This is a genomic window from Rhodanobacter sp. T12-5 (assembly GCF_008329435.1).
GTDB lineage: Bacteria > Pseudomonadota > Gammaproteobacteria > Xanthomonadales > Rhodanobacteraceae > Rhodanobacter.
This window is the reverse complement of record NZ_NPKN01000009.1, coordinates 1-24,549: the sequence shown is the minus strand read 5'-3', so window position 1 is coordinate 24,549 and position 24,549 is coordinate 1. Positions and strand designations below refer to the sequence as shown.

The window sequence follows — 24,549 nt, the reverse complement described above, 5'->3', positions numbered from 1 at the left end:
GGCCATGCGGGGTTTGCGCGATAATTGCGTTTTTACCCGGCTGGCGATCCCACGCGCCACCCGGCGTCACCGTTCGGTTATCCCAGCCGCAGGATTCAGCCAGGAGCACGTCCCCATGAAAGACACCTTTTCCGTACGCGACACCCTCGAGGTCAACGGCAAGCAGTACGCCTTTGCCAGCCTGACCAAGCTGGGCCAGCGCTTCGACCTGAAGCGGCTGCCGTACTCGATGAAGATCCTGCTGGAAAACCTGCTGCGCCACGAAGACGGCATCGACGTCACCGCAAAGGAAATCGAAGCGGTCGCCACATGGGATTCAAAGAAGGAACCGGAAACCGAAATCTCGTTCATGCCGGCGCGCGTGCTGCTGCAGGATTTCACCGGCGTGCCGTGCGTGGTCGATCTGGCCGCGATGCGCGACGCGATGAAGGCATTGGGCGGCGATCCCACCCTGATCAACCCGCTGTCGCCGGCCGAGCTGGTCATCGACCATTCGGTGCAGGTGGACGTGTTCGGCAGCGAAGACGCACTGGAAAAGAACGTCGCGATCGAATTCGAGCGCAACCAGGCGCGCTACAGCTTCCTGCGCTGGGGCCAGAAAGCGCTGGCCGACTTCAAGGTCGTGCCGCCGCGCACCGGCATCGTGCACCAGGTGAACCTGGAACACCTGGCCCGCGTGGTGATGGCCAATGAAGTCGACGGCCAGCAATGGGCGTACCCGGACACCGTGTTCGGCACCGACTCGCACACCACCATGATCAACGGCCTGGGCGTGCTGGGCTGGGGCGTCGGCGGCATCGAGGCCGAAGCCGCGATGCTGGGCCAGCCCTCCTCCATGCTGATCCCGCAGGTGGTCGGCTTCAAGTTGTCCGGCCGTCTGCCGGAAGGTGCCACCGCGACGGACCTGGTGCTGACCGTGACGCAGATGCTGCGCAAGCAGGGTGTGGTCGGCAAGTTCGTCGAGTTCTTTGGCCCGGGCCTGCAGCACCTGGCGCTGGCCGATCGCGCCACCATCGGCAACATGGCACCGGAATACGGCGCCACCTGCGGCATTTTCCCGGTCGACGCGGAATCGCTGAGATACCTGCGCCTGTCCGGTCGCAGCGACGAGCAGGTCGCACTGGTCGAAGCGTATGCCAAGGCCCAGGGCCTGTGGCACGACGAGAACAGTCCGCACGCCGAATTCACCGCCACGCTGGAACTGGACCTGGCCGACATCAAGCCGTCGATGGCCGGCCCGAAGCGTCCGCAGGATCGCGTGCTGCTGACTGACGTCAAGGCGAACTACAACGAGAATCTTGGCGTCACCACCGCCAAGCGCAACGGTGCCGAAGCCCGCTTCGCGAATGAGGGCGGCGACACTGCCGTCGGCCACGACCAGAGCGAGAACGCGCCGGGCCAGCATGTGTCGATGAATGGTCAGGAGTTTCACGTCAACGATGGCTCGGTGGTCATCGCCGCGATCACCTCATGCACCAACACCTCCAACCCGGCAGTGATGCTGGCGGCCGGCCTGGTCGCGAAGAAAGCCGCCGCCAAGGGCCTGAAGTCCAAGCCGTGGGTGAAGACCTCGCTGGCCCCGGGCTCCAAGGTGGTCACCGACTATCTGGAAAAGACCGGTCTGCTGACCGAGCTGGAAAAGACCGGCTTCTATCTGGTCGGCTACGGCTGCACCACCTGCATCGGCAACTCCGGCCCGCTGCCGCAGGAAATCAGCAAGGCGATCAGCGACGGCGACCTCACCGTCGGCGCGGTGATTTCCGGCAACCGCAACTTCGAAGGCCGCGTGCACGCCGAAGTGAAGATGAACTACCTGGCTTCGCCGCCGTTGGTGGTGGCGTATGCCCTCGCCGGCTCGCTCGACGTGAATCTTTCCACCGATCCGCTGGGCCAGGGCGCGGATGGCAAGGACGTGTTCCTCAGGGACGTCTGGCCGACCAACCAGGAAATCAGCGACCTGATGGCGAGCGCGGTCACCTCGGAAATGTTCAAGAAGAACTACGCCGACGTGTTCAAGGGCGACGAGCGCTGGAACGCCATCGCCTCGCCGGACGGTGCCCTGTACGCGTGGGACGAAGCCTCCACCTATATCAAGAACCCGCCCTATTTCGATGGCATGACGATGGAACTGACTCCGGTCGAGGACATCCACGCCGCGCGTTGCCTTGGACTGTTCGGCGACTCGATCACCACCGACCACATCTCGCCGGCCGGTTCGATCAAGAAGGATTCGCCGGCCGGTCGTTTCCTGATCTCGCGCGGCGTGCAGCCGATCGACTTCAACTCCTACGGCTCGCGCCGCGGCAACGACGACGTGATGGTGCGCGGCACCTTCGCCAACATCCGCATCAAGAACCAGATGCTGGACGGCGTCGAGGGCGGCTTCACCCGCCACATCCCCAGCGGCGAACAGCTGGCGATCTACGATGCGGCGATGAAGTACAAGGCGACCAACACACCACTGGTCGTCATCGCCGGCAAGGAATACGGCACCGGCTCCTCGCGCGACTGGGCCGCCAAGGGCACCTTGCTGCTGGGCGTGAAGGCCGTGATCACCGAAAGCTTCGAGCGCATTCACCGCTCCAACCTGGTCGGCATGGGTGTGCTGCCGCTGCAGTTCAAGGATGGCGATAATGCCAAATCGCTGGGCCTGACCGGCAACGAGAGTTTCGACATCACCGGTTTGGACGATGGCAATTCGAAGGAAGCCACCGTGACGGCGACGGCTGCCGACGGTAGCCGCAAGCAGTTCTCCGTGCACGTGATGTTGCTGACTCCGAAAGAACGCGCGTTCTTCCGTCACGGCGGCATCCTGCAATACGTGTTGCGTCAGCTGGCTGGCAAAAAGGCCGCCTGAGTTCCAGCGCGATCCCGTGCTGAACGAAAAAGCCGCCCCGGAGTTCCGGGGCGGCTTTTTTTGCGCGCGAGAAAATACAGGCGCTCGCTGGCGGACGCCTACATCGCATGCTTCCAGCTCGCTGTATAGCAACGCCACTTGCCATCTTCGTTGCGCCACGCCGATTCGACCCGGTAGACACCCAACTGGTCGGGCAACAGCTTGCTGCCGCTGGTCAGCGTCACGGTAAACGTGGCCAGCATCCGCGCGCCGCGATGCTCGATCGAGACCGGGCCCATCGTCACCCCGATGTGCTCGCCGCGCAGTGCGAGCAATCGGACCATGCCGGTCAATCGACGCCGGTCAAGTTCACCGGCATTGCCGTCGAAGTCCTCGCTGAGCGAGGCACCCACGTCGCTTGCGGCCCCGCTTTCGGCTGCCTGTTCGATTGCCGCGATCGCCTCGCGAATCTGCACTTCGTCAGGCGTGCGCCGGCACGCCGGCAAGCTCGCCGCCAACAAGGCCGAAGCGAACAGCAGGCACGTCATTTTCCTCCATCGGATCATCGGCGGGACCGGTCGAATGCGGCTTGCCGCTGTACGCGGGCGTATGCTCCAATGAACCGGCGCATGGCACATGATGGCAGCCGCAGCCATCCTCAGGCCACCATCGTTTCGTGGTCAACGACAGAACAGGGAAACCCAAGCATGAGCAATGAACGTCCATGGCTGGAGAACTATCCGGCCGGCGTGCCGGAGCAGATCGACGTCAACGAATATGCTTCGGTTCCCGCGGTCCTGGAAGAAGCCTTTACGCGCTTCAGCGATCGCCCGGCGTTTTCGAATTTTGGTCGCCAGCTCAGCTATGCGCAGATCGACACGATGAGCCGTCAGTTCGCCGGCTACCTCACCGGCGAGCTCAAGCTCGGCAAGGGTGATCGCATCGCGATCATGATGCCGAACGTGCTGCAGTATCCAATCGCCTTGTTCGGTGCATTGCGCGCGGGCCTGATCGTGGTCAACACGAACCCGATGTACACCGCGCGCGAACTCAAGCATCAGCTGGAGGACGCCGGCGCCAAGGCCATCGTGGTGCTGGACAACTTCGCTGCGACGCTGCAGCAGGTCGTCTCGGAAACCGATGTGCAACACATCGTCACCACCGGCATTGGCGACCTGCTGGGTCCGAAGGGCGTGCTGATCAACTTCGTGCTCAAGCACGTCAAGAAGATGGTGCCGGCATTCAGCCTGCCGAAAGCGGTGCGTTTCCGCGATGCATTGGCGCGTGGCACGCCGCATCCGCTGCAGCCGGTAGCACTGGGCCACGAAGATATCGCCTTCCTGCAGTACACCGGCGGCACCACCGGGGTGGCCAAGGGGGCGATGCTCACCCACGGCAACATGATCGCGAACATGCTTCAGGCCGGAGCGTGGGTCGGCACGAACGTCAAGCCGGGTGAAGAAGTGATCATCACGGCGCTGCCGCTGTATCACATCTTTTCGCTATGCGCGAACGGCCTGGTATTCACCCGCCTGGGGGGCCTGAACTGGCTGATCACCAATCCGCGCGACATGCCAGGCTTCGTCAAGGAGCTGGGCAAGTCGGGCTTCACCGCGCTGACCGGCGTCAACACGCTGTTCAACGGGCTGCTCAACACTCCGGGCTTTTCCGAGCTGGATTTTTCCAGGTTGCACCTGACCCTCGGCGGCGGCATGGCCGTGCAGCGCGCCGTCGCCGAGCGGTGGAAAAAAACCACCGGTTGCACCCTGGCCGAGGCCTACGGCCTCACCGAAACCTCGCCGGCGGTATGCATCAATCCGCTCGACCTGAAGGAATACAACGGTTCGATCGGGCTGCCGGTGCCGTCCACCGACGTGGCGATCTGGTCGGAGGAAGGCCAGCCGCTGCCGGTCGGTGACGTCGGCGAACTGATGGTGCGAGGTCCGCAGGTCATGAAGGGCTACTGGCAGCGCAAGGACGAGACCACCAACGTGCTCGGTGCCGATGGCTGGCTGCACACCGGCGACATCGCGAAGATGGACGCCAATGGATATTTCTACATCGTCGACCGCAAGAAGGACATGATCCTGGTATCCGGCTTCAACGTGTATCCGAACGAGGTCGAGGATGCCGTGATGGCGCATCCCGGCGTGCTTGAGGTCGCCGCGGTGGGCGTGCCGGATGAGCATTCCGGCGAGGTGGTGAAACTGTTCGTGGTGCGCAAGGACCCGACCCTCACCGAAGAGGCGCTCAGGCAGTTCTGCCGCGAGAATCTCACCGGTTACAAGCGACCGAAACTCATCGAATTCCGCGACGGTCTGCCCAAGAGCAACGTAGGCAAGATCCTGCGCAGGGAGCTGCGCGACGAGAAAAAAGCCACCGCCTGACTGTCCGTCCGGAACAGAAGAACGCCCGCATGATGCAGGCGTTCTTTCGTGCGGATACCCTGGTTCCCTCAGCTGTCTTTCCAGTACTCCAGGATATCGGCGTAGCCACCCAGCAGGTTCCACAACGGCACCTGCTTGCCCTCCGGTATGCGGCTATAGGAAAAGCCGATGTGGTGATCGGAAATGCGTGCGACCGTGGCCTCCAGGTGGATATGCAAGTCATGCCCGAAGATCATGTCGAGCACCCAGCTCTGCCCCATCTCCCCCGACCAGCCCAGCGGACGCCGCAGCATCGCGCCGGTTGCCGAAATGTCGACCAGTTCGGTTGGATGCGACTCGCCGCGCCGACTCATCAGCACGGTTGTCTCGATCTGCATGCGGGCGGGCCGAAGCTGTTCGCTGTCGAGTTGTTCTTCTTTGTCGATCGTCATCGTACCCACCCATCTGCACTGGCGCATGTCGCAGGCAATGCGCCTGATTCCATCATCTCCGGGATCGACTTCGCCATGTTCGTCATTGACGCATCACGGCGTTCGTATCCGTATGACTGTTTCAAATAATCCACCCCGGGCGCCGACGCAATGCGCCTTGTGCAGCCACCCATGCAATGCGTGTGCCAGTCGCGCCACCGCCCCTCCGGACCGCCCCTGGCAACGGCGAGACCCATCCATCAGACGCCACGGCTGCGCAGCCTGCTGCATCTGCCCGACAAAAAAGCAGCCATTCCCCTGAGTGGGTTATCGCGCCGGGACGGACGCATTGGGTCACATGCCGCCATTCGTCGACGACATGTTGAATCCGGCCGCGAGACACGCGACCTATTGTGCCCTGTTGCGACCCCGGATGATAAAACCGAAGAAAGGGGGGCACGCGTTCAGCATGGGGCCGCGGTTCGCTGGACTTGTCGCGGGGTAGCCGTTACTCTTTGACAACGTATGGCTTGCCTCGGAAAGCGTTCGCCGGTCACCATCGGCAAACGAAGGGTGCCATCCGATGCTCTCAAACCGACCAGCGACAGCCAGTGGCATGGTTTCTTTGCCCGCCTGGACTTGAGCCGTTGCCGTGGCTGACAACCCGGACCCGACGACCCGCTGGCCGCTTGCGACCCGCCTGACCGAAACCACCGAGCGTGCTTTCATCATGCCCGTCGCGACGATGGCACTTGCCTGCTTCGGTTGAAGATGTGGAAAACGCACTACCTGGAACGCCGCTCCACTGTCGCGTTCCGAGCACGGACATTCCACTTTTGTGCCGATGCGTGAATGGTCCGACCTTGTTGAAACGCACTGCCAGCCGCTGAAGGCGGCCCCATGACATGCATTGATGAGCACTGAGCCAGTCGAGCCGCAGAGCCCGGTCACCGCACCGCAGGATGCCTTCGCGTCGGTACCGCAACAGCAGGAAATGCCGCTGGCCATCGTGCACGGCCAGCCGATGCTGCAGATGCCGCAGGATCTGTACATCCCGCCGGACGCGCTCGAGATCATCCTGGAGTCGTTCGAGGGCCCGCTGGACCTGCTGCTGTACCTGATCCGCCGGCAGAACCTGGACATCCTGGATATCCCGGTCGCCGAGATCACCCGGCAGTACATGACCTACATCGAGCTGATGCGGGACGTGATGCGGCTGGAACTGGCCGCCGAATACCTGCTGATGGCCGCGATCCTGGCCGAGATCAAGTCGCGGCTGCTGCTGCCGCGACCGCCGATCGAGGAAGGGCTGGAAGAGGATCCCCGTGCCGAGCTGGTGCGGCGTCTGCAGGAGTACGAGCGGTTCAAGCGGGCGGCCGAGGATATCGAGGCCATGCCGAGGCAGGAACGCGACAGCGTGGTGGTGCATGCCGAGGTGGGCGAGCGCAACGTGATCAGGTTGCCGCCGCCGCTGGAGCTGAGCGAGATGTTGCTGGCGCTGAAGGACGTGATGCACCGGGCCGAACTGTTCGGGCATCACGCGATCAAGCGCGAGACGCTCAGCGTGCGCCAGCGCATGGGCGAACTGCTGAGCCGGCTCGACGACAGCAGCTTCCACCGCTTCGAGAGCTTGTTCGACCCCGCCGAAGGACGCCTCGGCGTGGTGGTGACCTTCCTGGCGATGCTGGAGCTGGCCAAGGAAATGCTGGTCGAGATCGTGCAGGAGGAACCGTTGGCACCGATCTACGTGAAGGCAAAAGTGAACGCGTCCGAACACGCCGTCGAGGAGATCGCGGACGACCCGCAGGCAGGCGAATCGGCACTGATCGAATCGTCCGGCGAATGAACGACAACCACTGAATCGGCATCCGACCCAAAGGTTATGCAGATCGAGCAACTCAAACCCATCATCGAGGCCGCCCTGCTGGCCTCCACCCAGCCGATGACCATTCATCAGCTGGGCGACCTGTTCAACGAGGCCGACGACGTCGGGCACGAGCAGATTGCCAGGGCGCTCGAAGCGCTGGCTGGCGACTGCGACGGCCGCGGCGTCGAGCTGAAGGAGGTTGCCTCCGGCTTCCGCTATCAGGTCCGCCAGGACGTGCATGCATGGATCTCCCGGATGTGGACCGAGCGGCCCAGCCGTTATTCGCGTGCATTGCTCGAAACACTGGCGCTGATCGCCTATCGCCAGCCGATCACCCGCCCCGAGATCGAGCAGATCCGCGGCGTGGTGGTGTCCTCCAACATCATCAAGACGATGGAAGAGCGAGAATGGATCCGCGTGGTCGGTTACCGCGACGTGCCCGGCAAGCCGGCACTGTTCGGCACCACCCGTGCCTTCCTCGACTACTTCAACCTGAAGTCGCTGGACCAGCTGCCGCCGCTGTCGGAAATCCGCGACATGGAAGACCCGCAGATGCGCTTCGAGCCGGAACCCCTGCCCGCCCGCATCGTGCGCGATCTGCCTATCGACCCTGATGCGGACGCAGCGGCCCAGCTGGAATCCGAAGCCGACAACAACGAAATCGATACCGAACACCCGGCATCCGCGGACGCCGCAGATGCCGACGACACCACGGCCGACGCCGATGCGCCGACCGCTTCATCCGAGTCCGACGAACCCGGCTCCGACACGAGCCCATCCGCCGATCACCCGACTGCCACTGCCGATGAGGCAGCGAACCCCGCCGCGGACGTCGAACCCGACGCCGCCGAGCAAGATCCCGAGGAGTACCGCGCATGACTGCGCCGCAAAAATCCGTTTTATCCCTGAAGCGCGAACCGCGCATCGACAGCGATGCGCCCGCACTGGAAGAACGCCTGCACAAAGTGCTGGCCAACGCCGGGCTCGGCTCGCGCCGCATGCTTGAGCAGCGCATCCAGGCCGGCGAAGTCGAACTCAATGGTGCGCCCGCCGAAATCGGCATGAGCGTCAAGGCCGGCGACCGCGTGGTCATGGACAGCAAGCAGTTCGTCGTCGCCACCGACAGTCGCGACGACACCGAGGTGCTGATCTACCACAAACCCGAAGGCGAGCTGACCACCCGGGACGACCCCGAAGGCCGTCCCACCGTGTTCGAACAGCTGCCGCGCCTGAAGGGTGCGCGCTGGGTCGCCGTGGGCCGGCTGGACATCAACACCACCGGCCTGCTGCTGCTGACCACCGACGGCGAGCTCGCCAACGGCCTGATGCACCCCAAGAGCGGCCTCGAGCGCGAATACCTGTGCCGCGTGCACGGCGAAGTGCCCGACGAAATCATCGAACGGCTGAAGGCTGGCGTGGAGCTGGAAGACGGCCCCGCCCGCTTCGACGAAATCGCCGTGATCAGCCGCGGCGGCAGCCACAGCTGGTTCCGCGTGGTGATCCGCGAAGGCCGCAACCGCGAAGTGCGCCGCCTGTGGGATTCGCAGGGCTTCCTGGTCAGCCGCTTGAAGCGCATCCGCTACGGCAAGATCGAACTCCCGCGCAACCTGCGCCGTGGCGAATGCGAAGCGCTCGACGCCGAAAGCGTCAAGCAGTTGCGTCAGACCACCGGCCTCGGCGCGCCGCAGCCGGTGCTGACCTTGAGCCCGGTGCTGCACCAGCGCCGCGCCAACCGCAACGTCACCGAATACCGTCCCGAACGCGGTGCCAGCAGCGCCTGGACCGGCGGCCAGGACGAAGCACGCGAACTGCGCGCCTACGACCGCATCCGCGAAGAACCGACCCGCGGCCGCAAGCCGCCGCGTCGCGACGGCCGGGAAGTCAACGGCAACGTCGCCCGCCCCGAGCGGGCCGCAGGCGGCAGTCGCGGCGGCAAGAGCCGGCGCGTGGCACCGGGCCAGGAACTGCCTTCGGTGCGCACCTGGTTCGCCGGCGAAAGCCGCGACGGCAGTGGTCGCCCTGGCGCGCCGCGCAGCAACGCCGGCGGCGGTGCCGCAGGCAATCGTCGTCCGGCCGGAGGCAAACCGTTCGGTGCCCGCACGGGTGGTGAAGGTCGTGCTGCCGGCGGCAATCCGTACAGTGGCTTCGGTGGCGAATCACGCGGTACTGCCGGCGGCACCGGCAACCGTGCGCATGGCGCTCGTCCTGCGCATGGCGGCCGTCCGCAAGGCCAGGGTCAGGGTCAGGGCCAAGGCAACCGTGCACAGGGCAATCCCGCACACGGCAACGCCCGGCCGCAGGGCACGGGCGGTGCGCGACCGCAAGGTCAGGGTGGCAATCGCCCGCAGGGTAGCGGTCGACCGCAGGGTCAGGGCGGCAACCGTTCGCAAGGCGGTGCACGTCCGCAGGGTCACGGTGGCCCGGCCGGTGGACGTCCGCCGGGTCGCGGCGGCAATCGTTCGGGCAATCGCTGAGCCTCGGCTCGGCGTGACGAATCGAGGCAACTGACCGATGGTGCGCATCTATCACAACAACCGATGCTCCAAATCGCGCGCCACGTTGGCGTTGCTGGAGGAGCATGGCGGCAAGGTCGAGGTGATCGACTACCTCGACAACCCGCCGAGCGCGGACGAACTGGCCGTGCTGCTAAAGCAATTGGGCATGACGCCACGCGAGTTGTTGCGCACCGGCGAAACGGAATACCGGTCACTCGGACTGGACGATCCCGCACTCGACGATGCGGCGTTGATCGCCGCGATGGTGGCGCACCCGAAACTGATCGAGCGACCGATCGTGGTCGCCAACGGCAAGGCAGCGCTCGGCCGGCCATCGGAAGCGGTGCTGGCGATACTCTAGCCCCGAACTCGTAGGAGCCCGCTCGCGGGCGATGCTCTTTCTGTGAAACCCCGGATCAGGGGCATCGCCCGCGAGCGGGCTCCTGCACGCCGTCGTTGGGATCAGCCCGCATCAAGCGAGAACGCGTCGGCATCCATCCACGCCGGGAAACGTTCGCGATGCGCCAGCAGCGGCGCGGGATCGAGCGTGATCGTCACCACCTGTTCCTGTGCGCCCAGTTCCACCAGCGGCTCGCCGACCGGATCGATTATCGCGCTGTCGCCGGCATACGGAATCTCGTTGCCGTCCACGCCTACCCGATTCACGCCGACCACGTAACCAAGGTTCTCGATCGCCCGCGCGCGCAACAGCGTGCGCCACGGCTGCCTGCGCGGTGCCGGCCAGTTGGCGACGAACAGCGCCAGGTCGTAGTCCATGCCCCCCGTCGCAGACTCGAGCCGGCGGTTGCGCAGCCACACCGGGAAGCGCAGGTCGTAGCAGACCTGCGGCAGGATGCGCCAGCCCTTGAGCTCCACGATCAGGCGCCGGTCGCCGCCGCCGTAGCGGGTGTGCTCGCCGGCCATGCGGAACAGGTGGCGCTTGTCGTACTGCTCGAAGCTGCCGTCCGGCCGCATCCACAGCAGGCGGTTGTAGACGATGTCGTTCTCGCGGATCGCCAGGCTGCCGCAGATCACCGCGCCCACCTCGATCGCCAGCGCGCGCAACCAGGCCACGCCCTCGCCGTCCATCGTGTCGGCGCTGGCACGGGTGTCGTTGCTGAAGCCGGACAGGAACGTCTCGGGCAGCACGATCAGATCGCTGCCTTTCGCCTGTCGCACCAGTGCGCCGTAGTAGTCGCGATTGGCCGGCGCGTCGTGCCAGCGGGTCGCGCCCTGCACCAGCGAAACCTTTATGGCTTGCATGATCACAGCCGACATAGCCGCTCCGCCGCCGCATCCATGGTGGCGTCGCTCTTGGCGAAGCACAGTCGCAGCAATCGCGTACCCGGGGCACGTTCGTAGAACGGCGTCAGCGGAATCGCCGCCACGCCACCCTGCTCCACCAGCCACCGACTGAAAGCCAGGTCGTCCTCGTCGCGGATCGCCGAATAGTCGACCAACTGGAAATAACCGCCCGGCACGTCGAGCAGCTTGAAGCGCGATGGGGCCAGCAAGGCGCGGAAGCGATCGCGCTTGGCCTGGTAGAAGGCCGGCAACTCCAGGTAGTGCTCGGGGTTGCTGGCCATGAATTCGCCGAACGCCACCTGCGCCGGATGGAACGTGCAGAACGTGAGGTACTGGTGCACCTTGCGGAACTCGGCCGACAGCGCGGCCGGTGCCACCGCGTAACCGACTTTCCAGCCGGTGCAGTGATAGGTCTTGCCGAACGAGGAGATCACGATGCTGCGCTCGGCCAACTCGGGATGGCGCAATACGCTCTCGTGCCGGCCGTCGTACACGATGTGCTCGTACACCTCGTCCGACAACACCACGATGCCGGTATCGCGCACGATTGCCGCCAGTTCCTCCAGGTCGGCCGAGGACAACACCGCACCGGAAGGATTGTGCGGACTGTTGATCAGGATCATCCGCGTCTTCGGCGTTACCGCGTCGCGCACGCGCTGCCAGTCGATCGAGAACGCCGGCACGGTCAGCGGGATATGCACCGCGCGCGCACCCTGCAGCTCGATCGCCGGCTCGTAGCAGTCGTAGGCCGGATCGAACACGATCACTTCCTCGCCCGCGCGCACCGTCGCGGCGATCGCCGCGAAGATCGCTTCCGTGGCGCCGGAAGTGACCGTGATATCGGTGTCGACATCGAGCTTTCGACCGTACAGTTGTGCGACCTTCGACACGATCTGCTCGCGCAGGGCTGCCGTGCCGTGCATCGGCGCGTACTGGTTGCGGCCTTCGTTCATCGCACGCGTCAACGCATCACGCAGCCCCTGCGGTGGCTCGAAGTCTGGAAAGCCCTGGCCCAGGTTTACCGCCTTGTGCTGCAGCGCCAGCTGGCTCATCACGCTGAAGATGGTGGTGCCGACTTTCGGGAGCTTGGTTTCGATCATTGTCATTCGGCCGTATGGATGTCCATAAAGGGTCAAGCGTAGCGCATCGACGCGGTTGCGCGCATCAGGATTTCGGCAGCGCTTCCAGCGGACGCCGCTTGCATTGCTCGTGCTTCAGCAAGGTGGTGGCCGGCAGCCGTTCGGCCAGGAAATCGACCAGTGCCCGCACGCCGGGCAGCATCCCGCGCCGGCTGGGGTAGACGAAGTGCATGGTGCCTTCGGGCATGCTCCAGTCCGGCAGCACCACTTCAAGGTCGCCGGCGGTGATCGCCGGTGCGCAGACGAACTCCGGCAGCAACGCCACGCCCATGCCACGGCGGGCGGCTTCCAGCAACACGGCGAAGTCACCGGTGATCAGGCGCGCCTGCACTTCCACGTTGACCTGGGTGCCGTCCGCATCGATCAGTTCCCACGTCTGCGCACCTTCGTGCTCGCGCATCGACAAGGCAGGCAGCTTTGCCAGTTCATCTGGCAGGGTCGGTCGGCCATGGATCTTCAACAGCGTCGGACTGGCCACCAGCTTGGTGCGCGAATGGCCGAAGCCCCTGACCACCAGATTTGCATCGGTATCCAGCTTGTTGCGCACGCGAATCGCCAGATCGTAGCCCTCGCCGATCACGTCCACACGGCGGTCGCTGGACAACAGTCGCACCTGCATTTTCGGATATAGCGCCAGGAAGTCCGGCAGCAGATGCGCCAGCACCGTCTGTGCCAGCGACACGGGACAACTCAGGCGCACCACGCCGCGCGGCTCGGCACGCAATTCGTCCACCGCGTCCTGCGCCGCTTGCGCCTCTTCCAGCACGGCACGGCAATGCGCGTAGAAGCGCTCGCCGACCTCGGTCACCACGAATCGCCGCGTGGTCCGCTGCAGCAGGCGCACTCCGAGCCGCTCCTCCAGTTGCGCCACCCGCTTGCTCAAGCGCGACTTCGGCACGCCCAGCGCACGGCCGGCCGCGGAAAAACCGCCGTGCTCGACTACCGCAGCAAAAAAGTACAGGTCATTGAGGTCCTGCAACGCACCGCTCAATATCGTCATGATTGTTTCCGCCAAGGAACGATAAGTCCGCAAATACCCATCTTATCGCGAGATTGTTCCGAATATATCCTGATTTGCATCGCCGGCAAGCCGGCTCAACCAGGAATTCCACCATGAAACTCTTGCACATCGACTCCAGCGCGCTGGGTGGCTACTCGGTTTCACGCCAGTTGACCGCCGACATCGTAGCCGAGCTGAAACGCGCCACGCCCGACCTCGCGATCCGCTACCACGACCTGGCCGCGCAGCCGCTGCCGCACTGGAGTCCGGTCGCCGATGCCAGCGACCCCGCCGTCGCGCTGGGTACCGAGATGCTGGAGGAGTTCCTTGCCGCCGATGTGATCGTGATTGGCGCACCGATGTACAACTTCGCCATTTCCAGCTCGCTGAAGGCCTGGCTCGATCGCATCCTGGTCGCCGGCAAGACTTTCCGCTATACCGCCAACGGCCCCGAAGGCCTGGCCGGTGGCAAGCGAGTGATCATCGCCTCCAGCCGCGGCGGCTTTTACGGCAAGGACACCGCCGCCGCCGCGATGGACTTCCAGGAGCCCTATCTGCGTGCCGCACTCGGTTTCATCGGCATCAGCGACATCGAGTTCGTGCGCGCCGAAGGCATTGCCGTCGGCGATGAGCAAAAGGCGGCGGCGCTGGAATCGGCACGCCGCAGCATAGGAACACTGGTCGCCCAAGCCGCCTGATCCCGCCAGCCCGGCCGAATGCCCACCTCCCCGAGGTGGGCATTCAGGCCCCGCCGCCTGATCGTGGCCCCACGGTGGAAAAAATGCGCGAGGGCCGACACACTGCGGATTCGCCCCGTCACCCGGAATCCGCGCATGAATCGCTCGCTGCGTCTATCGTTGCTCGCCCTGCTGGCACTGGCGCCGGCCGTGCAGGCCGCCGACCTGCTGGTCGACAACGTCAACGGCTATACCCTGGACAGCCACGGCAAATTGCAGCATTTCCAGGCTTTGCTGGTGGACCAGGGCAAGGTGGTGGCTACGGGCGACAGCGCCGATCTGGCCAAACGTGCCGACGGCGCCAAGGTGCTCGACGGCCACGGCAAAACCATGCTGCCCGGCCTGATCGATGCCCACGGCCACATCATGGACCTGGGTTATGCACTGAACAGCGTCGACCTCACCGGCACCACATCGCTGGATGAAGCGCTGGCACGAATCAAGGCCTATGCCAAGGCGCATCCCGATGCGAAATGGATCGTCGGCAATGGCTGGAACCAGGTGATCTGGAAGCTCGGCCGCTTTCCCACCGCGAAGGAACTGGACAGCGTGGTCGCCGATCGTCCCGTATGGATGTCCCGCGTCGACGGCCACGCCGGCTGGGCCAACACCGCGGCGATCCGACTGTCCGGCGCTACCAAGGCTACCAAGGACACCCGTGAAGGCCGCATCGATCGCGACGCCGATGGCAATCCGGCTGGCGTGTTCATCGACGGCGCCATGGATATGGTGAACAGCAAGATGCCCGCGCCCACCCCGCAGGAAGCCGCTACCGCGCTGGATTCCGCGCTGGCCGAGCTGGCCAGCGTCGGCCTCACCGGCGTCGACGATCCCGGTATAAGCCTGTCTACCTACAAGCTCTACCGGCAATATGCCGACGCGCACAAGCTGACGACGCGCATCTACGCGCTGATCCACGGTACCGGCGATGATTTCGACGAAATCAGCAAGGATGGCCCGCTGATCGGCTACGGCAACGATTTCCTTACCGTGCGCGCGGTCAAGCTCTACGCCGACGGCGCGCTGGGCAGCCGCGGCGCGGCGATGCTCAAGCCCTACTCCGACGATCCGCACAACAGCGGCCTGCTGTTCCACAAGCCCGCGGACCTGACGGCGCAGATCAGCAAGGCGCTCGGCAAGGGCTATCAGGTCGGCATCCATGCCATCGGCGATGCCGCCAACCGCGAGGTACTGGACGCCTACGCCGCGGCGTACAAGATCCATCCGGAAGGCATCAAGCTGCGCAACCGCGTCGAACACGCGCAGATCGTTTCGCTGCAGGACATCCCCCGCTTCGTGCCGCTGCACCTGATCGCCTCGATGCAACCCACCCACGCCACCTCCGACATGAACATGGCCGAGGACCGCATCGGCCATCAGCGCATCGCCGGGGCATATGCGTGGCGGCGTTTCCTGAAACAGGGCACGGTCGTCGCGGGTGGCTCGGACTTTCCGGTGGAATCGCCCAACCCGTTCTTCGGCCTGTATTCCGCCGTGACCCGCGAAGATCACCAGGGCCAACCGCCCGGCGGCTGGTATCCCGACCAGGACATGACGCTGACAGAAGCACTCCGCGCGTTCACCCTCGACGCGGCCTACGCGGGACACTCGGAGAAAACCCTGGGCACGCTGGAGCCCGGCAAATGGGCCGACTTCATCCTGATCGATCACGATGTCATCAAGGATCCCGCCAGCAAGATCTGGAACACCAAGGTGCTGCAGACCTGGGTGGGCGGCAGGCAGGTGTACGCCGCCAGGGATTGATCGAACAACCGACATGGAACATGAGCCGGCTTGCAGCCGGCTTTTGTTTTCATGCGTGACGTGCAGTCGTTTCGATGAGGCGGCATCGCGGCGCGCCGCCCTTCGACTTCGCTTCGCTGCGCTCAGGGCGAACGGCAAAAGTACGCTTCTGTGCTTTCCGCTTTCCGCTTTCCGCTTTCCGCTTTCTGCTCTCTGCTTTCCCCGTTCCCCGTTCCCGTTCCCCGTTCATTCATCCTGAGCGCAGGGCCGCCCCCTCGGCATCAACCCTCGAATCGACATAGGCCATCAGTCATGTTGCGAATTTGCATCCCGGCTCTTGACGACTTCGAAGACGGTGTTATAGTTCACTACAACACCACTTAACGAGGTCACTAAGGAGGCCTGCCATGAAAACGCCAAACCTGATCGCCAGTGTCGCCGCCGCCCTGCTCACCGTCGCCAGCCTGGGTGCCGTGACTCACGTGGACAGCCGCAACACACCCGCCAGCGAAATCAATGGCCGCAAGGTCATCAACCTGGCCCCCATTCAAGTCCGTCCCAGCGCCGACGAACTGCGCAGCGTGGCACTGATGACCCGTGACGGGACGACCAGCCTCGCCATGGTTTCGGAGACGGACCGCTCCGGCGGCACCAGCGACGCAGCGCAGTTCAGCCTGCTCGGGTCGCAACTGGCCATGCCCTACTATTCGTTTGGCAACAAGTTCGGCCGCATCAGCAAGGAATAAAACATGACCATTACCTGGAACGACAGCGTCCCGATCTATCGCCAACTGCACCAGCGTGTGGTGGCGATGATCCTGGACGGCGCCTTGAACGAGGGCGACCCGCTGCCGTCGGTACGCCAGGTGGCCGCGGATTTTCAGATCAACCCGCTGACCGTCTCGAAGGCATACCAGGAACTGGTCGACGAACAACTGGTTGAGAAACGGAGGGGTCTGGGCATGTTTGTCATCGAGGGCGCTCGCGAAGCGCTGCTGAAATCCGAGCGCGAGCGGTTTCTGCGCGAAGAATGGCCGCTGCTGTTCGCGCGACTGCAGCGGCTGGGGCTGGACCTGAAAACACTGCTGCGCGAAGCCCAGTCCGACAAGGAGAAACAATCATGAGCGCGGTGATCACGGCCAGCGGCCTGAGCAAGCGGTACAAGTCGACGCTGGCGCTGGACAACGTCAACTTCCAGATCGAACCCGGCTGCATCGTGGGTCTGATCGGCCCCAACGGTGCCGGCAAGACCACCGCACTGAAGGCGATCCTCGGCCTCACCGATTTCACCGGCCAGCTGAACGTGCTGGGCTTCGACCCGCGCAAGCAGCGCGACAAGCTGATGGGCGAGGTCTGCTTCATCGCCGACGTGGCGGTGCTGCCTCGCTGGATCCGCGTGCGTGAGGTGGTCGACTTCGTCGCCAACGTGCATCCGCGTTTCGACCGCGCCAAGTGCGAAGCGTTTCTGGCCCGCACCAAACTGCAGCCCAACCAGCGTGTACGCCAGATGTCCAAGGGCATGATCGTGCAGTTGCACCTGGCACTGGTGATGGCGATCGACGCCAGGCTGCTGATCCTCGACGAGCCGACTCTGGGCCTGGATATCCTGTACCGGAAACAGTTCTACCAGAACCTGCTGGAAGACTACTTCGACGAGAACAAGACGATCATCGTCACCACGCATCAAGTGGAGGAAGTCGAGCACATCCTCACCGACCTGATGTTCATCCGCGACGGCAAGATCGTGCTGGATGCAGACATGGACGCAGTGGGCGACCGCTTCGTCGAGGTGATGGTGAATGCCGACAAGGCCGATGCCGCCCGCGCGCTGAAGCCGCTGGACGAGCGCCAGGTCTTCGGCAAGAGCATTTTTCTGTTTGACGGTGCGAACCGCGCGACGCTGGAGCAGCTGGGCGAAATCCGGCGACCTTCCGTCAGCGACCTGTTCGTCGCCACCATGAAGGGAACCTACGCATGAACACCCGGACCTCGAAAAACATGTACTGGCTTGTGAAGCGCGAATTATGGGAGCACCGGGGCGGCTTCTTCTGGGCGCCCGTCATCACTGGCGGCATTTTCCTGCTGCTGAACATCATGGGCATCATCACCGCCGAAGTCCTCGGTGCCAGCCATGGCATCCGTTTCGGCGCCAGCGGCGGCCTGCAACACGTGATTGCCGACATGGACGCCGGCGACCTGAGCAAGGTTGGATTCGCCCTGGATATCGCGATGTACTCGGCCATGGGCCTGCTCGCCGTGGTACTTGGTTTCGTGGTGTTCTTCTACTGCCTCGGCGCGCTCTACGATGACCGCCGCGACCGCAGCATCCTGTTCTGGAAATCACTGCCGGTTTCCGACGCCAGCACCGTGCTGTCGAAAGTGATCAGTGCCTCCGTGCTTGCACCGATCATCGCCGTGGTCGTCGGTATCGTCGTCGGCATGCTGCAGTTGCTGATCCTGGCCATCACCCTGTCTTTCCATGGCGTGAATGTGTGGCAGTTGCTGGTACTGGCTCATCCCTTCCGCGTCATGTTCAACCTGATCGGCTACATCCCGCTGTACGTATTGTGGGCACTGCCGTCGGTCGGCTGGCTGCTGCTGTGCTCGGCCTGGGCGCGCAACAAGCCCTTCCTGTGGGCAGTGGCGCTGCCGGTGGCAAGCGGCCTGGTGATCAGCTGGTTCGGCATCATGGGCTTGTTCGACCTGCCGACCACATGGTTCTGGAGGAACATCGTGCAGCGCGGCTTGTTCAGCACCTTCCCCGGCACTGGCAGCATGTTCGGTATGGACAACGCTCGCATCGCCCACATCGGCGGCAATCCGGACATGGACTTCCTGAATCTCGGCAACACCTACCAGCTTCTGGCATCGCCCGACCTGTGGATCGGCGTGCTGGTAGGACTGGGGCTATTGGCCGGTGCCATCTGGTTCCGCCGCTGGCGTGATGACAGCTGACATTCGAACGAATCGCAAGGAGAGAAACCATGAAAACCCACATGATAGCCATTGGCGTTCTTGCATCGGCTCTGGTGCTGCCGTTGGCTGCCTGCAACCAGTCCGGCCAGGGCGCTGCCCCATCGGATGCCACCAGCGACATGACCCAGGCGGCGAAGGACGTCCGCGAACAGACGTCTTCCTCCATGATCGGCGCGCAGGTTCGCAAGGGCATCGAACAGGCCAAGAAAGAGCTGGTCACCAAGGACATCAGCCTGGGCGATATCCACATCGGCAACGGGCCGCACCCGCACGACGGCTCGCTCCCCAAGGCGGTGATCACCCCCCAGGGCGCGCTGTTGATCGCCGGTAAACCGGTCGACGCCACGCCGGAGCAGCACGCCATGGTGGTGAATTACCGCGAGCAACTCATCGGCATCGCCGAGGCCGGCATGGACATCGGCGCGCAGGGCGCGGACATCGGCGTGAGCGCGGCGAAGCAGGCGATCCTGGGTGCGTTCACCGGCAAGAGCGGCAAGGAGATCGAGGCGAGCATCAAGCCGCAGACCGACCAGATCCAGGCTGCCGCCCTGCTCCTGTGCAAGCGCCTGCCGGACGTGCTGGTCTCGCAGCAAAAGCTCGCCGCCGCGTTACCCGCGTTCAAGCCCTATGCCACGATGTCCCAGCAGGACGTAGACGACTGCGGCAAGGACATGAAGGACAAGAACGGCAAGAAAGGCTTCGCCGTGTTCTCTGACTGAAAATCGATGCCCTGGTCAACGTCTTCTGCTTCACTACCCGCTCCACGAAGCCATCTCGACCTCGTCGTGCTTGCAAGAATGCTCATGCGCCCATTGTCAGCGTCCTGCCAGCACCGGCTTTCGTGACGTCACTGGCGCATGCGTCGCCAACCCATGCAACCCACTCCAGGATCCATCCACAGTTGTGGTCGCCGGTGACAACCTGGGCTCAGCGCACCGCATCCCGACCACGGCAGATTGGTCATCCAGATGCGCGTATACGATAACGCACGGGCCACACTGCCTGCCGCTGATCGACCGGACGACGTTCGCCCACGGAAGTGGCCCCACGATGCGGGCCACTTCTTCCCTCAGGCGGCAAGCGTGGCTATTTACCCTCGCCGTGGATGCCGCCGCGGGTCAGCGCCAGCGGGTCGAGCAGCTTCTTCAGTGCGTCCCGGGACAACCCGGTGGTCTCCAGCGCCACCTCCATGATCGGCCGATGCTGCTTGTACGCCTGCTTGGCGGTAGCCGCGCCCTTCTCGTAGCCGATCACCGGATTCAGCGCGGTGACCAGGATCGGATTCATCGCCAGCGCCTGCTCGACCCGTGCCTTGTTGACCTTGAAACCGGCGATGGATTTGTCGGCCAGCAGCACGCTGACGTTGCTCAATATCTCGATCGACTGCAGCAAGTTGTGCGCGATCAGCGGCAGCATCACGTTGAGCTGGAAGTTGCCGGACTGGCCGGCGATGGTGATCGAGGCATCGTTGCCGATCACCTGCGCGGCGACCATCGCCACCGCCTCGGGGATCACCGGATTGACCTTGCCAGGCATGATCGACGAACCCGGCTGCAGCGCCGGCAGTTCGATCTCGCCCAGGCCGGCCAGCGGGCCGGAATTCATCCAGCGCAAGTCATTGGCGATCTTCATCAACGCCACCGCCAGCGTCTTCAGCTGGCCGGACAACTCGACGGCAGCATCCTGCGCCGCCATGCCCTCAAAGTAATTTTCCGCCGACTCGAATCTCACCCCGGTCAGCTTCTTCAACTGCGCCGCCATCGCCGGGCCGAACTTCGGGTCGGCATTGATGCCCGTGCCAACTGCGGTACCGCCCTGCGGCAGCCGACGCATGCGCTTCAGCGCATCCTCGATGCGCTCGACGGCGGAACCAACCTGCGCCGACCAGCCCGACAACTCCTGTCCGAAGGTGATCGGCATCGCATCCATCAGATGGGTACGGCCGGTCTTCGGAGTGTTCTTCAATTCACGGGCGCGCTTGTCGATGACCTTCTTCAAATGCTTCAGCGCCGGCAGCAACTGCTCGCTCGCAGTGAGCGTGGCGCTGACGTGGATCGCGGTCGGGATCACATCGTTCGAGCTCTGCCCGTAGTTGACGTGATCGTTCGGATGCACCCTGGTACCGCCGGCCACCGCCAGATGTGCGATCACCTCGTTCGCATTCATGTTGGTGCTGGTGCCCGAACCGGTCTGGAAGATGTCGATCGGGAACTGCGCGTCGTACTGGCCATCCGCCACCGCCAGCGCCGCCTTGCGGATCGCCGCCGCCTGCCCTTTCTTCAGATGGCCCATCGCCAGATTGACCTCGGCCGCTGCGGCCTTGATCAGCCCCAGCGCGCGGATGAACGGGCGCGGCAGGTGCAAGCCGGAAATCGGGAAATTGTCGATCGCGCGCTGGGTCTGCGCGCCATACAGCGCGTCGGCCGGCACCTGCAGCTCGCCCATGCTGTCGTGTTCGATGCGGAAGTTGTTCATGGGGAAGTCCTTCGAGAATGAATGATCAGGGCATTGCTTGGCGTTGCTTGAACCGTTCGGGCTGAGCGTAGCGCTGAAGGCGCGAAGTCGAAGCCCCCTGGATATCCCGTTCGATTTCGCGCCCTCGGCGCCACGCTCAGAACCTGCCCCGGACTTGATCCGGGGGTGAACGAGTATGTCCGACCACTATAAGCCGCCCAGCAAGGACCCGCCGTCAATGTAAAATGGCGGTTTCCCCTCGCCGGAACCTGCCGATGTCCACCCACACCTTGACCGCCCTGTCCCCGCTGGACGGCCGCTACGCCGGCAAGGTCGAAGCATTGCGCCCGATCTTCAGCGAGTTCGGCCTGATGCATCGCCGCGTCCACGTCGAAATCGAGTGGCTGCTGGCACTCGCCGCCGAACCGAAGATCGCCGAGCTGCCGCCGTTCGGCACCGCACAGATCGCCACCCTGAAAGCCATCGCGGACAACTTCAGCGTGGCCGACGGCGAGCGCATCAAGGCGATCGAAGCGACCACCAATCACGACGTGAAAGCAGTCGAGTACTTCATCAAGGAAAAGATCGGCGCCGACGCCAGCCTGGCGCAAGCCAGGGAATTCGTGCACTTCGCCTGCACCAGCGAAGACATCAACAACCTGTCCTACGCGCTGATGCTGCGCGACGCACGCCAGCAGGTGCTGTTGCCGCAACTGGACACCGTGACCAGCACACTGCGGGAAATCGCACACGCCAACGCCGCACTGCCGCTGCTCTCGCGCACCCATGGCCAGACCGCCTCGCCCAGCACGCTGGGCAAGGAAATAGCCAACGTGGTGGCGCGCATCGAGCGCCAGCGCAACCAACTGGTGGCGGTGGAAATCTCCGGCAAGATCAATGGAGCGGTAGGCAACTACAACGCCCACGTCATCACCTACCCCGAGCTGGACTGGCAGGCCTTCTCGCAGCGCTTCGTGGAAAGCCTCGATCTGGATTACAACGCCTACACCACCCAGATCGAGCCGCACGACAACGTCGCCGAATACTGCGACGCCGTGCGCCGCGCCAACACCATCCTGATCGACCTGGCCCGCGACATCTGGGGCTACATCTCGCTGGGCTATTTCAAGCAGACGCTGAAAGCCGGCGAAGTCGGCTCCTCGACCATGCCGCACAAGGTCAACCCGATCGACTTCGAAAACGCCGAGGGCAATTTCGGCCTCGCCAACGCCCTGCTCGGCCACTTCGCCGAAAAACTGCCGATCAGCCGCTGGCAGCGCGACCTCACCGACTCCACCGTGCTGCGCGCCCTGGGCACCGCGTTCGGCCACACCCTCGTCGCGCTGGAGTCATTGAAGAAAGGCCTCGGCAAACTCAACGTCAACGCCGACCGCATCGCGGCCGACCTCGACACCAGCTGGGAAGTGCTGGCCGAAGCCGTGCAAACCGTGATGCGCCGCTACGGACTCCCGCAACCCTACGAACAGCTCAAGGCACTGACCCGCGGCCACGGCATCACCAGGGATTCGATGCGCGAATTCATCGCCACCCTCGACCTGCCCGCCGACGCGAAGCAACGCTTGCTCGACCTGACCCCCGGCAGCTACACCGGCCTGGCCGAAGCACTGGCAAAGGACATCTGAGCGCAGCCGCCTCACCGCATATACGCCACGTCACACGCTGCCGTCCCGGCAGCGAAGGCGCACCCATGCGCCGACCATACGGTTTATTTCTTCACTTTGGATGTCATAAGACATAGCGCCCCGATTTGCGAGATATGCCAAGGGCATCCCATCGCTCCGCATCCGCATCGATTGCCAGCAAACCCTTATCTCCTCAAAGAATTTCTCTCTTGACGAGCAGCAGTCGAAAGCTGAACATCCGTTGCATATGCCCCGATGTGGGGTCTAATAAGCGTTAGGCCTTCATGGAAACATTGGTCAACATTGTGTTCGTCCTTTCAATCCTTGTCCTCTTTCCCGCCGTTTTTGCGTCTATCTACTGCTCGTATGTGCTGAATCGGTACGTTCGGAACTCGCATCCAAAGATATGGGCCAAGTTCGCACCGCAATCCATGGCGTTCCCTTCAGTATCTTCGCCAAATGCACGCTTCGTGACACAACGGAAGTATCGCGACCTCAATGATGATCAGCTCAATGTCCTCGGTGATCGATGCCATCGCTTTCAATATTTCGCCGTTACGGTATTCTTCATAGCTATCTTTTCAGGCTTAGCGACCAGCTTTTTCGCATAGGCAACGGCTCGCAGGCCTAACCAATCGTCCAAGCGGACGCGCAAAAAGCCGCGCGCCGCTTAACTCCAGCGTTAGACCTCACTTGGAGAATTTCTTGAGTATTGGATTTTGGGTCAAGCGCTTTCTGACTGTCCTCGTGGGCGCCGCCACGATCATCTTTATCGCTCAGCTACTGAAAGGTCATAGCGTGGCCTATTCCGCACCGCAGGCTGCAATCTGGGGTACGGCGGCCGCGATCATCTTCACTGTCACAAGGTTCTTCCGAGCCAGGCGCGGCCAGCACTGCGCGATCTGCAAGGACACGCCGCAGATGGCGCACGACGATCGCGGTGAGGTCTAACCACTCGTTCAAGGCGGACGGCTTCGCCGCCGCTTAACTCCAGCGTTAGAGCTCTGGGAAGCTCGCACTATGGCTCTTCACAAGTTGCGCATGAAGCCGCTGTCTGTCATTTCTTTTTGCCTGCTCGGACTAATTCAGGGCTGCGCAGCAAGTTCCACTAAGCCGCCTCTGCCACTGCCGCTCCCGCCGCGGGCGCTCACGCCGCTGCCCATTCCGACAGATCCCGGTGGGCTACCGCCTATAGCGAGTCCTTTTCTTTTCATCGATGGCCTAAGCGTAAAAAAATTGGATGGAGCATTGCGCGCCTACTTTAAGCCAAAGAGTTGGTCAATTGAGGTTGGCGGTCACCCTAAACAGTGGTGGTTCACCATGAAGCGCCAAGGTGGCACTGTGACCGTCTACGCTTGCGATCAATTCGCAAGGCACAACTTTTGCCTCGACCTTGGCGGGGACACTCCTGCCGGGGCGCACATTGAAGCGGGTTCTACCCCGTTAACGCGGACACTTCTAAGAAGACCGATCATGGTCAAAAAGGAGTGTCATGTCCAAGCGAAGAAAGTTCAGCGACGAGTTCAAGCGGGAGGCCGTCGGCCTAACCCGTCAGCC

21 protein-coding genes are annotated in these 24,549 nt (G+C 63.5%); 15 read left to right on the top strand and 6 right to left on the bottom strand.

Annotated features, from left to right (window positions below; all coding sequences use genetic code 11):
* The first annotated feature begins 115 nt into the window (after nt 1–115).
* Nucleotides 116–2,857 carry an aconitate hydratase AcnA gene (gene acnA / locus CIW53_RS15875; protein WP_149365702.1) on the top strand — a complete coding sequence of 914 codons (2,742 nt, stop codon included), beginning with the start codon at nt 116–118 and terminating at the stop codon, nt 2,855–2,857.
* Nucleotides 2,858–2,955: 98 nt separating this feature from the next.
* Here the strand turns inward: acnA and CIW53_RS15870 are convergent, their stop codons facing one another.
* The gene (locus CIW53_RS15870; protein ID WP_242451944.1) at nt 2,956–3,384 is read right to left on the bottom strand and encodes a hypothetical protein; all 429 of its coding nucleotides are present in this window, start codon (nt 3,382–3,384) and stop codon (nt 2,956–2,958) included.
* Nucleotides 3,385–3,543: 159 nt separating this feature from the next.
* On the opposite strand from CIW53_RS15870, the gene CIW53_RS15865 reads away from it, so the two are divergent.
* The gene (locus CIW53_RS15865; protein WP_149365700.1) at nt 3,544–5,223 is read left to right on the top strand and encodes an AMP-binding protein; all 1,680 of its coding nucleotides are present in this window, start codon (nt 3,544–3,546) and stop codon (nt 5,221–5,223) included.
* A 68-nt stretch (nt 5,224–5,291) separates the two neighbouring features.
* Here the strand turns inward: CIW53_RS15865 and CIW53_RS15860 are convergent, their stop codons facing one another.
* A complete protein-coding gene (locus CIW53_RS15860; protein WP_149365699.1) occupies nt 5,292–5,654 on the bottom strand; it encodes a PilZ domain-containing protein in 363 nt (120 codons plus the stop codon).
* Between the two features lie 973 nt (nt 5,655–6,627).
* Between CIW53_RS15860 and CIW53_RS15855 the strand changes: the two genes are divergently transcribed.
* From CIW53_RS15855 to arsC, 4 genes are read left to right on the top strand one after another with little or no spacing between them, the layout of a single operon-like run.
* Nucleotides 6,628–7,479, top strand: coding sequence for a ScpA family protein (locus tag CIW53_RS15855; protein ID WP_242451954.1), 852 nt, complete (start codon nt 6,628–6,630; stop codon nt 7,477–7,479).
* A gap of 36 nt (nt 7,480–7,515) precedes the next feature.
* Nucleotides 7,516–8,379, top strand: coding sequence for an SMC-Scp complex subunit ScpB (scpB, locus tag CIW53_RS15850; protein WP_149365697.1), 864 nt, complete (start codon nt 7,516–7,518; stop codon nt 8,377–8,379).
* A complete protein-coding gene (locus CIW53_RS15845) occupies nt 8,376–9,974 on the top strand; it encodes a pseudouridine synthase (protein ID WP_149365696.1) in 1,599 nt (532 codons plus the stop codon). The genes scpB and CIW53_RS15845 overlap by 4 nt, the downstream gene beginning before the upstream one ends.
* 37 nt (nt 9,975–10,011) lie before the next feature.
* Entirely contained in the window at nt 10,012–10,356 is a 345-nt protein-coding gene (arsC, locus tag CIW53_RS15840) for an arsenate reductase (glutaredoxin) (RefSeq protein WP_149365695.1), read from the top strand.
* 101 nt (nt 10,357–10,457) lie between these two features.
* Here the strand turns inward: arsC and CIW53_RS15835 are convergent, their stop codons facing one another.
* The 3 genes from CIW53_RS15835 to CIW53_RS15825 form a co-directional block, all read right to left on the bottom strand.
* Nucleotides 10,458–11,258, bottom strand: a complete 801-nt coding sequence (locus tag CIW53_RS15835) for an amidohydrolase (RefSeq protein WP_149365694.1) — start codon at nt 11,256–11,258, stop codon at nt 10,458–10,460.
* 2 nt (nt 11,259–11,260) lie between these two features.
* Complete coding sequence (locus tag CIW53_RS15830) at nt 11,261–12,400, bottom strand: pyridoxal phosphate-dependent aminotransferase (protein WP_149365693.1); 1,140 nt, start codon at nt 12,398–12,400, stop codon at nt 11,261–11,263.
* A 64-nt stretch (nt 12,401–12,464) separates the two neighbouring features.
* On the bottom strand, nt 12,465–13,439 hold the full coding sequence (locus tag CIW53_RS15825; protein ID WP_149365692.1) for a LysR substrate-binding domain-containing protein: 975 nt from the start codon (nt 13,437–13,439) through the stop codon (nt 12,465–12,467).
* 113 nt (nt 13,440–13,552) lie between these two features.
* On the opposite strand from CIW53_RS15825, the gene CIW53_RS15820 reads away from it, so the two are divergent.
* The 7 genes from CIW53_RS15820 (at nt 13,553) to CIW53_RS15790 (ending at nt 19,614) form a co-directional block, all read left to right on the top strand.
* Entirely contained in the window at nt 13,553–14,137 is a 585-nt protein-coding gene (locus tag CIW53_RS15820) for an FMN-dependent NADH-azoreductase (protein WP_149365691.1), read from the top strand.
* Nucleotides 14,138–14,272: 135 nt separating this feature from the next.
* The gene (locus CIW53_RS15815) at nt 14,273–15,940 is read left to right on the top strand and encodes an amidohydrolase (protein ID WP_149365690.1); all 1,668 of its coding nucleotides are present in this window, start codon (nt 14,273–14,275) and stop codon (nt 15,938–15,940) included.
* 386 nt (nt 15,941–16,326) lie between these two features.
* Nucleotides 16,327–16,665, top strand: coding sequence for a hypothetical protein (locus CIW53_RS15810; protein WP_149365689.1), 339 nt, complete (start codon nt 16,327–16,329; stop codon nt 16,663–16,665).
* A 3-nt stretch (nt 16,666–16,668) separates the two neighbouring features.
* Nucleotides 16,669–17,043: a GntR family transcriptional regulator gene (locus CIW53_RS15805; RefSeq protein ID WP_149365688.1), complete on the top strand. Its 375-nt coding sequence runs from the start codon at nt 16,669–16,671 to the stop codon at nt 17,041–17,043.
* On the top strand, nt 17,040–17,897 hold the full coding sequence (locus CIW53_RS15800) for an ABC transporter ATP-binding protein (RefSeq protein WP_149365687.1): 858 nt from the start codon (nt 17,040–17,042) through the stop codon (nt 17,895–17,897). Before CIW53_RS15805 ends, CIW53_RS15800 begins: the two co-directional genes overlap by 4 nt.
* A complete protein-coding gene (locus tag CIW53_RS15795) occupies nt 17,894–18,874 on the top strand; it encodes an ABC-2 transporter permease (RefSeq protein ID WP_149365686.1) in 981 nt (326 codons plus the stop codon). Before CIW53_RS15800 ends, CIW53_RS15795 begins: the two co-directional genes overlap by 4 nt.
* A 29-nt stretch (nt 18,875–18,903) precedes the next feature.
* Nucleotides 18,904–19,614, top strand: coding sequence for a hypothetical protein (locus tag CIW53_RS15790; protein ID WP_149365685.1), 711 nt, complete (start codon nt 18,904–18,906; stop codon nt 19,612–19,614).
* Between the two features lie 367 nt (nt 19,615–19,981).
* Here CIW53_RS15790 and CIW53_RS15785 read toward each other — a convergent pair whose 3' ends face one another.
* Entirely contained in the window at nt 19,982–21,370 is a 1,389-nt protein-coding gene (locus CIW53_RS15785; RefSeq protein ID WP_149365684.1) for a class II fumarate hydratase, read from the bottom strand.
* A 254-nt stretch (nt 21,371–21,624) separates the two neighbouring features.
* On the opposite strand from CIW53_RS15785, the gene purB reads away from it, so the two are divergent.
* The gene (gene purB, locus CIW53_RS15780; protein WP_149365683.1) at nt 21,625–22,992 is read left to right on the top strand and encodes an adenylosuccinate lyase; all 1,368 of its coding nucleotides are present in this window, start codon (nt 21,625–21,627) and stop codon (nt 22,990–22,992) included.
* Between the two features lie 705 nt (nt 22,993–23,697).
* Nucleotides 23,698–23,943 (top strand): hypothetical protein, encoded by a 246-nt coding sequence (locus CIW53_RS15775; protein ID WP_149365682.1) that lies wholly within the window; start codon nt 23,698–23,700, stop codon nt 23,941–23,943.
* Nucleotides 23,944–24,549: the final 606 nt, after the last annotated feature.

Bases quoted from the DNA above. Each gene is read 5' to 3' on its own strand.
- CIW53_RS15810 (WP_149365689.1), top strand. From the start codon at position 16,327: ATGAAAACGCCAAACCTGATCGCCAGTGTCGCCGCCGCCCTGCTCACC.
- CIW53_RS15785 (WP_149365684.1), bottom strand. From the start codon at position 21,370: ATGAACAACTTCCGCATCGAACACGACAGCATGGGCGAGCTGCAGGTG.
- arsC (WP_149365695.1), top strand. From the start codon at position 10,012: ATGGTGCGCATCTATCACAACAACCGATGCTCCAAATCGCGCGCCACG.
- CIW53_RS15830 (WP_149365693.1), bottom strand. From the start codon at position 12,400: ATGATCGAAACCAAGCTCCCGAAAGTCGGCACCACCATCTTCAGCGTG.
- CIW53_RS15815 (WP_149365690.1), top strand. From the start codon at position 14,273: ATGAATCGCTCGCTGCGTCTATCGTTGCTCGCCCTGCTGGCACTGGCG.
- CIW53_RS15795 (WP_149365686.1), top strand. From the start codon at position 17,894: ATGAACACCCGGACCTCGAAAAACATGTACTGGCTTGTGAAGCGCGAA.
- CIW53_RS15825 (WP_149365692.1), bottom strand. From the start codon at position 13,439: ATGACGATATTGAGCGGTGCGTTGCAGGACCTCAATGACCTGTACTTT.
- CIW53_RS15820 (WP_149365691.1), top strand. From the start codon at position 13,553: ATGAAACTCTTGCACATCGACTCCAGCGCGCTGGGTGGCTACTCGGTT.
- CIW53_RS15800 (WP_149365687.1), top strand. From the start codon at position 17,040: ATGAGCGCGGTGATCACGGCCAGCGGCCTGAGCAAGCGGTACAAGTCG.
- acnA (WP_149365702.1), top strand. From the start codon at position 116: ATGAAAGACACCTTTTCCGTACGCGACACCCTCGAGGTCAACGGCAAG.
- CIW53_RS15805 (WP_149365688.1), top strand. From the start codon at position 16,669: ATGACCATTACCTGGAACGACAGCGTCCCGATCTATCGCCAACTGCAC.
- CIW53_RS15870 (WP_242451944.1), bottom strand. From the start codon at position 3,384: ATGACGTGCCTGCTGTTCGCTTCGGCCTTGTTGGCGGCGAGCTTGCCG.
- CIW53_RS15790 (WP_149365685.1), top strand. From the start codon at position 18,904: ATGAAAACCCACATGATAGCCATTGGCGTTCTTGCATCGGCTCTGGTG.
- CIW53_RS15845 (WP_149365696.1), top strand. From the start codon at position 8,376: ATGACTGCGCCGCAAAAATCCGTTTTATCCCTGAAGCGCGAACCGCGC.
- CIW53_RS15860 (WP_149365699.1), bottom strand. From the start codon at position 5,654: ATGACGATCGACAAAGAAGAACAACTCGACAGCGAACAGCTTCGGCCC.
- scpB (WP_149365697.1), top strand. From the start codon at position 7,516: ATGCAGATCGAGCAACTCAAACCCATCATCGAGGCCGCCCTGCTGGCC.
- CIW53_RS15835 (WP_149365694.1), bottom strand. From the start codon at position 11,258: ATGCAAGCCATAAAGGTTTCGCTGGTGCAGGGCGCGACCCGCTGGCAC.
- CIW53_RS15855 (WP_242451954.1), top strand. From the start codon at position 6,628: ATGCCGCTGGCCATCGTGCACGGCCAGCCGATGCTGCAGATGCCGCAG.
- purB (WP_149365683.1), top strand. From the start codon at position 21,625: ATGTCCACCCACACCTTGACCGCCCTGTCCCCGCTGGACGGCCGCTAC.
- CIW53_RS15865 (WP_149365700.1), top strand. From the start codon at position 3,544: ATGAGCAATGAACGTCCATGGCTGGAGAACTATCCGGCCGGCGTGCCG.